At 37.2% G+C, this 11,331-nt stretch carries 10 protein-coding genes; all 10 read right to left on the reverse strand.

What is annotated here, in order from left to right:
- Positions 1–102: 102 nt before the first annotated feature.
- The gene (gene htpG, locus BO15_RS0111485) at positions 103–2,223 is read right to left on the reverse strand and encodes a molecular chaperone HtpG (protein ID WP_033154435.1); all 2,121 of its coding nucleotides are present in this window, start codon (positions 2,221–2,223) and stop codon (positions 103–105) included.
- 131 nt (positions 2,224–2,354) lie between these two features.
- The gene (locus BO15_RS0111490; RefSeq protein ID WP_033154436.1) at positions 2,355–3,527 is read right to left on the reverse strand and encodes an ATP-binding protein; all 1,173 of its coding nucleotides are present in this window, start codon (positions 3,525–3,527) and stop codon (positions 2,355–2,357) included.
- A gap of 20 nt (positions 3,528–3,547) precedes the next feature.
- Positions 3,548–3,955 (reverse strand): PaaI family thioesterase, encoded by a 408-nt coding sequence (locus BO15_RS0111495; RefSeq protein ID WP_033154437.1) that lies wholly within the window; start codon positions 3,953–3,955, stop codon positions 3,548–3,550.
- Between the two features lie 90 nt (positions 3,956–4,045).
- Complete coding sequence (locus BO15_RS0111500; RefSeq protein WP_033154438.1) at positions 4,046–5,023, reverse strand: LacI family DNA-binding transcriptional regulator; 978 nt, start codon at positions 5,021–5,023, stop codon at positions 4,046–4,048.
- A 68-nt stretch (positions 5,024–5,091) separates the two neighbouring features.
- Positions 5,092–5,946, reverse strand: a complete 855-nt coding sequence (locus tag BO15_RS0111505) for a carbohydrate ABC transporter permease (RefSeq protein WP_033154439.1) — start codon at positions 5,944–5,946, stop codon at positions 5,092–5,094.
- Positions 5,946–6,824, reverse strand: coding sequence for a carbohydrate ABC transporter permease (locus tag BO15_RS0111510; protein ID WP_033154440.1), 879 nt, complete (start codon positions 6,822–6,824; stop codon positions 5,946–5,948). Before BO15_RS0111510 ends, BO15_RS0111505 begins: the two co-directional genes overlap by 1 nt.
- Before the next feature lie 60 nt (positions 6,825–6,884).
- Positions 6,885–8,177, reverse strand: a complete 1,293-nt coding sequence (locus BO15_RS0111515) for an ABC transporter substrate-binding protein (protein ID WP_033154441.1) — start codon at positions 8,175–8,177, stop codon at positions 6,885–6,887.
- 227 nt (positions 8,178–8,404) lie between these two features.
- Positions 8,405–9,628: an acyltransferase gene (locus BO15_RS0111520; RefSeq protein WP_167541228.1), complete on the reverse strand. Its 1,224-nt coding sequence runs from the start codon at positions 9,626–9,628 to the stop codon at positions 8,405–8,407.
- Positions 9,629–9,709: 81 nt separating this feature from the next.
- The gene (locus BO15_RS13335; RefSeq protein ID WP_052169908.1) at positions 9,710–10,156 is read right to left on the reverse strand and encodes a DUF6465 family protein; all 447 of its coding nucleotides are present in this window, start codon (positions 10,154–10,156) and stop codon (positions 9,710–9,712) included.
- A 187-nt stretch (positions 10,157–10,343) separates the two neighbouring features.
- Positions 10,344–11,330 (reverse strand): peptidylprolyl isomerase, encoded by a 987-nt coding sequence (locus tag BO15_RS0111530; protein WP_033154443.1) that lies wholly within the window; start codon positions 11,328–11,330, stop codon positions 10,344–10,346.
- Position 11,331: the final 1 nt, after the last annotated feature.

Raw genomic sequence — 11,331 nt, forward strand, 5'->3', positions numbered from 1 at the left:
ATGCGGATAAGTTGCGCGATAATTCTAAATATATTTTGCAATATTAAAAAAACGGCAGGCTTATACGCCTACCGTTATAAATCTATGCAAGTTTTGCATCTACTATTTAGTTAATAACATCATGATCTTATTAGATCTTGCAACAAACGCTGTCATAGCTTCTGGTGAAAGTGGTGCATTTGCAATCTTTGCTAAATCGTAAAGCTGAGCTGCAAATGTAGGTACATTCTCTGAATCCTTGTTATTAAGGATGTACTTAACTAAGTCATTGTTTGCATTAAGTACAAGTGTCTCAGAAGCTGAACCAAACATGCTCATATCCATGCCGCCCATAGCGTACATTTTCATCATATCCTGCATACGGCGGCTCTCTTCTGATACTGTAAGCATAGAAGAAAGATCTTTATTCTTGAACTTTTCTACCTTAACCTCAAGACCTTCGTTGTTAAGGGCCTTGCGGAACACCTCAGTTAATGTTTCTGTCTCATTCTTAAGCTCGTCTTCTGATGTTTCCTCAACCATAGAATCTGTAACATCAGCATCGATTCTGCAGAACTTGTAGTTCTCATTTCTCTGTTCAAGCTGAGTAATAAATGAAGTATCAATTGCATGATCAAGGATTACAGCATTCATGCCCTGCTCTTTGAACATATTGATGTACTGGCCCTGCTGAGCAACATCTGTTACATAGTAAACTGTCTTTCTAGTATCTTCTGGCTCCTTTGTCTCGTCAGCCTTTGTCTCGTCAGCCTTTGTCTCGTCAGCCTTTGTCTCGTCAGTCTTTGCCTCATCAACAACCTCTGCCTCGACCTTTTCACCATTTTCATCTGTAGCTTTTTCTTCTTCCTTAACTAAGAGCTCAGGAAGTGTGATGTATTTATCATTGATATCCTTGAATAAGATGTAATCGTTCATCTTATCGCAGAACTTATTATCCTTTAAGCAACCGAACTTGATGAATGGAGCGATGTCATCCCAGTATTTCTCGTAAGATTCTTTTTCTGTTTTGCACATACCAGTAAGCTTATCAGCAACCTTTTTAGTAATGTACTCAGAAATCTTTGTAACAAAGCCATCATTTTGAAGCGCTGAACGAGATACATTAAGTGGAAGGTCTGGACAATCAATAACACCCTTAAGAAGCATCAAGAACTCAGGGATGACCTCTTTAATATTGTCAGCGATGAATACCTGATTATTGTAAAGCTTGATTGTACCTTCGATTGAATCATACTCAGTGTTAATCTTAGGGAAGTATAAAATACCCTTAAGGTTAAATGGATAATCCATGTTGAGGTGAATCCAGAAAAGTGGCTCCTTGTAGTCATGGAATACATCACGATAGAATGCCTTGTATTCTTCCTCTGTACACTCTGAAGGATTCTTAGTCCAAAGTGGATGTGTCTCATTAAGAGCTACTGGACGCTTAACAATCTTAAGCTTGTCCTTTGCAGGAGAAACCTCTACCTGTTCCTTTTCTCCATTTTCATTTTCTTTTTCCTCGAACTTAGCATCCTCATGGATTTCTTCAATGACTTTATCTGTATCAAGCTTGTCAGCTGCATCGATAGTCTCATACTCCTCTGGAGCATCCTTCTTTGAAAGGAAAATCTCTGTAGGCATGAATGAACAGTATTTCTCGATGACTTCGCGAGCTCTATATTCATTAGCAAACTCGAGGCAATCTTCGTTTAAGAATAATGTGATTTTAGTACCTACCTGGTCCCAATCACCATCGCCCATTTCGAATTCTGTGCCGCCATCGCATTCCCAATGAACTGGTGTAGCTCCTTCCTTATATGAAAGTGTATCGATGTGTACTTCATCTGCTACCATAAATGCGGAGTAAAATCCAAGACCGAAATGACCAATAATCTGATCTGAATCAGCCTTGTCCTTATATTTCTCAAGGAAATCTGTAGCACCTGAGAAAGCGATCTGATTGATGTACTCATCTACCTCATCAGCTGTCATACCAAGACCATTATCAATGAATGTAAGTGTCTTGTCCTCAGGGCTAACAATAACCTGAATCTTTGCCTTATAATCAAGTGGGAGTGAATACTCTCCCATCATATCCAACTTCTTGAGCTTAGTGATAGCATCGCAACCATTTGAAATAAGCTCTCTATAGAAAATGTCGTGATCAGAGTATAGCCACTTTTTGATCACTGGAAAAATATTTTCACTTGTAATTGATAAACTACCTTTTTTGTTACCCATTTTAATCACTCCTTTGAATAGTAATCTCACTGAAATATATGATAATACTGGGAAAAATCAAAGTCAATAAAAAATTAGCACTCATATACAATGAGTGCTAATAGTATAATTTTTTATCATTTTTATTGTCGTTATAGGCAATTATCATAGTCATCTAGGAAGTGATGCTTTACTCCATACTGCTTGTAAGCTATTACAGTAGCAAGATTTACATTCTCAACACTTCTGAAGATATTCGACTCTACATAAGGATTAACCTTCTTTAGCTCTGCAATAAGATTTCTTGTTTCAAGACGCTTTGAAGCGCTTGTACCATCTACTGAGCAGCTGTCACATGTCTCTGTGAAATGACATGCACACTGAAGGAAATGCAATCCATTGTATCTTTGCCATGCAATAATATCATCCTGTCTAACAAGATAAAGTGGACGAATCAATTCCATGCCTTCAAAATTTGTAGAATGAAGCTTTGGCATCATTGTCTGAATCTGAGCTCCGTAAAGCATTCCCATAAGGATTGTTTCGATAACATCGTCGTAGTGATGACCAAGGGCGATTTTGTTGCACCCTAATTCCTTTGCCTTTGAATATAAGTGACCTCGGCGCATTCTAGCACACAAGTAGCATGGGTTCTTTTCAACAGTATCTACGGCATCAAAAATATCACTTTCGTAGATAACGATTGGTATTCCCATAAGCTTTGCGTTGCTCTCAATGAGGCGACGATTTACCTCACTGTATCCAGGATCCATTACAAGGAAAGTCAGATCAAAGTTGACCTTTTGATGCCTTTGGATTTCCTGGAAAAGCTTTGCCATCAGCATGGAATCCTTCCCACCTGAAATACAAACAGCGATATGGTCCCCTTCTTTTATAAGCTCATACTCCTTGCAAGCTCTGGCAAATGGAGAAAACAAGCTCTTGTGGAATTTCTTTCGAATGCTCTTTTCTATTTCTGCTCTCTGTTCATTAAGCTCGTCGTCTGCCTCAGAGTTTTGCTTATCCATCATGTATGAAAGGTAGCTGTTGTATCCACCCTTAAGGCTTACTGCATCAAATCCATGCTCTGCTAAAACTTCTGCATCCTCTATAGAAGCCTGTCCTCTGGTGCAGTACAGAATTATTTGCTTTGACTTGTCTAGCTTATTTACCACGCTATCTAAATCTACTTCGAATAGTTCATGAGTGATACTAATAGCCTCAGGTATCATGCCATACTTAAGACTTCCTTCATTTCTTGTATCAACCAAAACATATTTATTATTATCAAGCTTTGAAAGCTCTTCAAATGTAATCTCTTTCATATAATTCCTCGTTAAACCCATTACTGGTGATCTGCAACACAGTAATAATCAAAGGTTCCTTTGCTAACTAATTCTCCATTGTCATCTGTTACTTCTACATCAATGATACAGAACTTTCGAGTACGCTTTACAACCTTTCCTTTGGCTGTAATACGTCCAGATTTGGCGCCTTTAAGGAAATAGTAGTTTGACTGCTGTGTGACATACTGGCGTCCATCTGCTCTTGCTGTATAGCCAGCGCAGGTGTCTGCCAATGTGAAATGCGCTCCACCGTGGGCAATTCCAAGAACATTACGTGTTTCTGGCACAATATCAATATGTGCAGTGGCACCTGTCAACTCAATATCGTCCATAACGATATGATTATATTTTACAAATTCATTTGCATTAAGAGATTCTGCTAACATCTCCATTAATTCTTCACTCATAATATAACTTCCTTTCAATTAACTAGAGATATTATAAATTATTTAAAACAAAAAAACAGCCCACATCAAACCCTGATGTGAGCTGAAATATTATGTACTTTCTCTCTTTACAAGCGTAACTGGAAGTAAAGTTCTTTTAGGAACCATCTTGCCTTCTGACGCTGCTATTACCATATCAACAGCCGCCTCAGCCATTTCTTTTATTGGCTGATGAATGGTAGAGATTGGTGGATTTGTGATTTGAGAAATCATTACATCATCAAATCCAACTATTTTGATATCCTCAGGTACACGCTTTCCAAGCTTGGAACAGACCTGCAAAATCTGAGAAGCAATCAAATCTGAACTGGCAAAGACTCCATCGATTTCTTCGTCATATTCCAATGCACCTTCCAGCATATCATGATAATCAAGGCTGTTGTATTGTCCCATATTAGTAGCAACAACCTTATAAAATACTCCGTTCTTTTCACAGACTTCTATGAACCCTAGGGCTCTGTCATCAGCTGGCATGGAATTATTCAAAATACCACTGACGTGTAGAAGTCTCTTGCAACCGCAATCAATAAGATGCTGAGCTGCAAGTTCTCCCCCTTGTTTATTGTCGCACTCTACAGCTGCTGTTCCATTTTCAACAAAACGCTCAACTGTAACAAGTGCTATATTGCTGTCCGTAAATTCCTGTACTGCCACACTTCCAGAGAAAAGAATGATTCCTGCAACCCTATTGCTCGTGCACATATCCAAATACTCTTTTTCCTTATTGTTTCTCCCCTTGGAGTTGCACAAAATAATCTTGTAACCATGCTTACTAGCAGCATTTTCGATGTTACTTATCATCTCTGCAAAGTATGGATGCCTAATATGAGGTACAATGACCCCGATAGTATTAGTTGTTTTTTTTGATAGAGATCTTGCTACCTCATTCGGTCTATAGTTAAGCTTAGCCATAGCTTCATAAACCTTTTTACGAGTTTTATCGCTAATGTAACCTCTGTTATTTAATACTCTCGATACCGTGGTGACAGTCAGTCCGCATTCTGCTGCCACATCTTTTAATGTTGCCATTGTAACCCCCTTATACTTCTACGGGAAGTGACAACACTGAATTCTTCGTTCCTCGAATTCAATGTTGTTTATTTAACAGCCCCCGCTGTTATTCCCTCTACAATATATCTCTGTAAGAAAATATAAAGAATGAGGATAGGTAACATAGCAAGCAAAAGTGCTGCCATAATTAATCCTGTGTCTGTAGAAAACTGCCCATAGAATACCTTCGTTGCAATAGGAATAGTATATAATTCCTTTCTACCAAGTACAAGTGATGGAAGCAAATAATCATTCCAGAATGCCATAGCATCAATGATTGCTACTGTAGCAATAGTTGGCTTCAATATCGGAAATACGATTTGAGAGAAAATCTGCCACTTGTTACAGCCATCAATTGTAGCTGCTTCTTCCAACGAAATAGGTACATTAGTGTGAATACTTCCATGGAACATAAATGTTGCCATTGAAAGTGAAAAACCTATGTGCATAAATATTAATGTAACTCTATGATTTAAAATACCAAAAATTCCACCATATAGGGAAACAAGAGGTACCATGAGCACCTGGAAAGGAATAACCATTGATGCAATCATAAGTACAAATAAAATCTTGTTAGCCTTCCAATTATTTCTAACAATAAGATATGCTGTCATAGATGAAAGAATGATGGTTCCTATTGTAGAAAGAATTGTTACGAACAATGAGTTTCCAAATACTGTAAAGAAATTCATTTTCTTGATAGCATTTGGGAAGTTTTCAAGTGTAAATCCATGCTTACCAATAAGTGCAAGTGGACTTGCTGTAATATCAGCCTTAACCTTGAAAACGTTCAAGATAACCATTATGAAAGGGAATACGAATGCAATAAATAATAACGTAAGTACGATAATCATAATGGCATGTTTAATTTTTTTATTACGAGCTGCTACTTCATTTTCCATTATGCCTGCACCTCCCCTTTCTTACCAACGTAAACTTGAATTCCACCGATTACAGCACAGATAACAAACAAGATCAAAGCCTCAGCCTGGCCTGTACCATAGTTTTTGTTAACGAATGCCTGATTGTATACGTGCATAGCTGCAAGAGCTGAGCTACCGTATGGATCACCGTTTGTCAATGAAAGGTTTACATCATAAACCATGAAACATCTGGTGATTGTAAGGAACAGACACTGTACAAATGACGCTGTCATAAGTGGAATTGATATGTGAATGATTGACTGTGTTCCTGTACAGCCATCAATTTTAGCCGCCTCAATAACATCTTCTGAAACACTCATAAATCCTGCAACATAGATAAGCATCATATAGCCTGCATATTGCCATACAGAGACTATAATAAGTGCTGCTATCGCCCCATTTTCTGTTGCAAGGAGTGACTTAGCATTGCCTGATGAAATAAAGCTTCCCAATGCTACAAAAGCTTTATTAAACACAAATTTCCAAACGTAACCAAGTACGATACCACCGATCAAGTTTGGTACGAAGAAACCTGCTCTGAAAAAATTCTGCCCTTTAATTCCGCTTGTTACCATATAGGCAATGATAAAAGCTACAGCATTTACAAGAACAACTGCAATTGCTGAATAAATAAATGTGCGTCCTAATGAAACCCAATAACCTGAATCCGCAAATGCGTTAACGTAATTTTGAATACCCACAAATGGTTTGTTACGAGAAACACCATCCCAGCTGGTAAGTGTTAAGTATAAACCATAAATGAAAGGTATGATTACCACGCAGGCAAATATAACTGTTGATATACCTGCAAAAAGCAAATACTGCTTTATTTTATAGCTCATTGTATTTGTTTTCATAATTCTATCCCTTTCAAAAAAAGTGGGGCCTTGGAGTCCAAGGCCCCTTATTAACAAATATTAATGTTCGATTGGTGTTGCTGTCTTGAAGTACTCTTCTACTGCTGTAACCAATTCGTCTCTTGTCATAGCCTCATCCAAATACTTCTGCATGATTTCCTGACCTACAACTGTCATGTGATCATCTGGTAAGTAGTTGTAGTTAGGAATAAGCTTTCCTGCATCTGCATAAGACTTAACTGATAATGAAAGTGGGTCAAGTGCTGAAGCATCGATGTTGTCAAATGCTGGAACAAGTGCGCACTGCTCTGTAAGGAATGCATTTCCTTCAGGATCACTTACTAACCAGTTAAGGAAGTCAAGTGCTGCCTGTCTCTGCTCATCGCTTGTAGCATCTGAGCTATCTACGAAGAAGTACTTAGAACCGCCACCAACAAGCTTTGTGTTTGTGTCATCAGATGTGTTTTCAGGTACTGGCATGATTCCCATGTTCTCTGTGTAATCGTACTGGTTGATTACTGACCAATCCCAGTTACCACCAAACATGAATGCGATATCGCCCTGTGCAAGCATCATTGAAGACTCTTCACGGTCAGCGTTTGCTGCTGAACCCTTAGCATAGTTGTAAGCGATTAATGTGTCGAATGTATCCATAAGCTCGTTGAACTTTTCGTTGCTTCCAAGATCAGCTTCGCCAGCTAATAATGAGTTAACGAATGCATCTGGATCTTCCTGCTGCTCATATACTTCTGCGAAGTAATGTGCGCCAAGTGACCAATACTCAGAAAGGACACCAACTGGAGTCTCCATTCCGCCAGCCTTAAGCTCATCTAAAAGAGCCTGGAAATCATCAAGTGTTGCAACTGATGATGGATCAAATGTCTCGCCTGTAATTGCCTCAATTGCATCTGCGTTGTAAATAATTCCTCTTGCCTCTACACAAACTGGGAAACCAGCAAGCTTATCGTTTACTGTGATACCAAGTGTTGTGTGACTAGCCCAATCTTCATTTGAAAGATCATATGCATAATCATCAGCAAGTGAATAAATATCTTTTGCATCAACCATTGTAAGTGTGTATGGATCGTTTGATGCATACTTTGTTGCTACCTGAGATGCAACTGTTGTATCAGTATCAGCGTTGTATACCTCTACGTGTACGCCAGTAGCTTCCTCATAAGCTTCAGCCATTTCTTCGAACTGTGTCTGAATCTCAGTCTTTGAATTAAGTACTGTGATTGATACGCCTGAGCCTGAAGCACCGTCAGATGAACCACCCTCTGAGCTACCACAAGCAACTAGTGAAGCTGACATTGCAGCTACCACCATAAGTGATAATAACCTCTTCTTCATTAGAATTAACCCTCCTTCAAATAGGTTCGTGTGTTGTTTACAATTTGGATATTAGCATGCAACATATACTATGTCAATCGGTTGACATACAATTCAGGGCTTAAAGTGTTCATTTTGTAAAAATAGGTCAAATTGTTGGAATTATTTTTGTGCATTATTCACCTAATATGGGCACAAAAAAAGCTTTAACATATGTCAAACGTGTGATATATGTTAAAGCCGCTATGTTAATTATTTACTTTTTTTATATCAAATAAAGCTGATATAGGTTTAACAGTTATGTTGTCTATGAAATAGGCAATTATTACAGAACCCATTAATGTAGCTAGTGAAAGGAATAAAAATCCCATGCCTTTATGCATTAACGAGCTGGTAAATGCATAACAATATTTTCTCACTGCAAAAACCAGCACCAACATATGCCCTAAGATAATGCCATAGCTATATTGACTAATCAGTCTTATGAGATAGATATTTTTAAGCTTATCACCTAGCTTAAAGAATGAAGCCATTATGCCAACTGATGCAACTATCATATATGGATAATGAGCTGCCAAATCATCTGACATAGGTGGATACATATGTATTGCCACTTCAAATAATATTAGCGCAATTCCTCCAGCCACCATTGCAATGTTATCGTATTTGCGTGACTCATCCAAGCTATACCAATATCCTATTAAGAAAATCATAAGCCAAAATGTAAAATTCATTGGCATGGCATTTTCATTGATAATTACTTTTGTAAGAACAAAATATATGTATAGAACAAATATCAATGCAGTCATTTTCTTGTATGGCAATTCTTTAAGCATGTATCGTAAAAACGGTACCAGTACATACAAAGAAATGATTACATATATAAGCCAAAAATGATGAACATTTGCCTTAGAATAATCTGCAGTAATTATTTTATAAATTGCAGTTGTAAATGATGTATAGCGCTGCGCATTATACTCCCACAAATAATAAAAATAATATATTACAAGAGGCACTATTATCTTGGTAAATCTTCTGCCATAAAATGTCAAAAGATTTTCATCCTTAAATCGTAGTAACAATGCACCTGATATCATTAAAAATAAACAGTTGCCTCCTACCCCGGAAATACATCTAATAAGATTTAAAGCTTCATATAAAGGGGTACCTGCCATACCTGATGCATATGGCCAATCCAAAGCCAGCACATGAACAAACATAATAAATAATACCGCAAGAGCACGAATATAATCATATACTGGTTTATGATTGTTTTCTGGTATCGCTAATGTCTGTTTTATATAGCCTGTATCTTTAATAGATTTTACAATACTATAAACACTGCATAACACAACAATTAAAATGGCGATAAACCAATTAATAGGATGTGTTGTAAACACTCCTATAATAGCCAGGAAAAGGATATCTATAAATATCCAATAGGCCACTGCGAATAAACTTTTTTTCATCATTCCTCCACGTAGCATGACCGTAAAAAAGCTGCATCGTATATACGATACAGCTTTGTGCTACGACATAAAAATTATTTAGGATTAAAGATCTACTGAACCAACACGATCCTTGTTTGCTACATAATAAATCTTGCGCTCCTCTGGCTTGATGTAGATGTTGAGCTCTTCAAGAGTCTCTTTCTTGTAATCCTTCTTGAACTGAGCCTGTGCTTTCTTGAGGCACTCAGCTTCTGTAAATTCACGATCCTGATACTGAACAACAGCTGTTGTTACTACTGCCTTCTTAGACTTAGCAGCTGCTTTCTTAACAGTCTTTGTAGCTGTCTTCTTAACTGCTGTAGCTTTCTTTGTTGCTGTTGCTTTAGCTTTTGTAGCTGTCTTCTTAGCTGCTGTAGCTTCCTTTTTAACTTCTGCAACTGCTTTCTTAGTTGCTTCACTAGCGCTTGCTGCTGCAGTCTTTACAGTTGTAGCAGCAGATGCAGCTGACTTCTTTACATCGTCAACTGTAACCTTTGCATTTGTTACCATTTTTTCACCCTCCTATATGAGCAAACAATTATTATTTTTTATATGCCCTTTATTATAGTCATTTACTCACACAATTGCTAGTACATTCAATTAATTTTCTACCAAATTACTAATAAAATATAAATTATCAATTCTTTTTAGTACAAATTGCAATTATATATAGAAAGTTGATTATATTTTGAATTATCTAAAAATGGTTATTCAAAGTTTCAAAAAAACTTGCACTTGTTAATTCAGAAGAATCCTCTGGAAAATCTATTGAGTCCCAAAGCTTTGTATTCATGTCTGAAAAATATCTTTCCTCTAAATCAGAAACAATATCTTCAAGCACCTGCTTACGACGATTCTCAATGATTACAGTTTTATTTTCTTCTGATAATTCTTCGTTATACTTATCCAAACACTGGAAGAAATAATATCCTCCATCAGCAGCAATTGCTGTTGAAACTTCATCTGTATCTAAATTAAAAACTACATCATCTACTTCCTCAGGATACTCTCCCCTTGCGAAGGTAACCTGGTAAGAATCTAGCTCTGTGTATGTTGATGCAAGTCTTTCAAATGTATAGCCGTAATCTATCATTCCCTGGATAGTTTCAGCTGTGGATTCGTCTGAAACATACAGTACAAATGCTTCCATTACGCGAGCCTCATCCTCTGATACTTCCTCATCAACAGAGTTCATTAACTCTTCGTATACTTTAGAGGCCAAAGCATATCGCATATACATTTTTTCGATGTCTTTTTTCTTTGCTTTTGTAAAACTTTTTTCTGCCGAATTTAATGATTTATAGTACTCTTCAGCAGCATCTGAGCAAGCGTTTTTTTCTGATTCTGAAAGCTCTATTTCCTGCTCACTTGCATAAAGATTTAAGATGTATACTCTTGTCAAATGTTCCATAGTTAAATCTTTGATTGAGCTTGTCATTGTATCAGTGTCATAATCCTCTGACCAAAGATTCACTCCATCAACAGATCCATATATGTTTTTCTCATTTAAAAGATAAACCAGAGCTTCCTTTTTAGAGCATTTAAAATCTCCGATTTTAAACACGGTATTATATCCACTAGATGTATCAAAATAAACTACTTTATCTCCTATGGTGCATCCAGTAAAATTAACCGCTAGGCATATCGCAAATGCGATAGGTAATAACTTCTTATAAAACTTCATA

The sequence above is a fragment of the Pseudobutyrivibrio ruminis HUN009 genome, from assembly GCF_000703005.1.
Lineage (GTDB): Bacteria > Bacillota > Clostridia > Lachnospirales > Lachnospiraceae > Pseudobutyrivibrio > Pseudobutyrivibrio ruminis_A.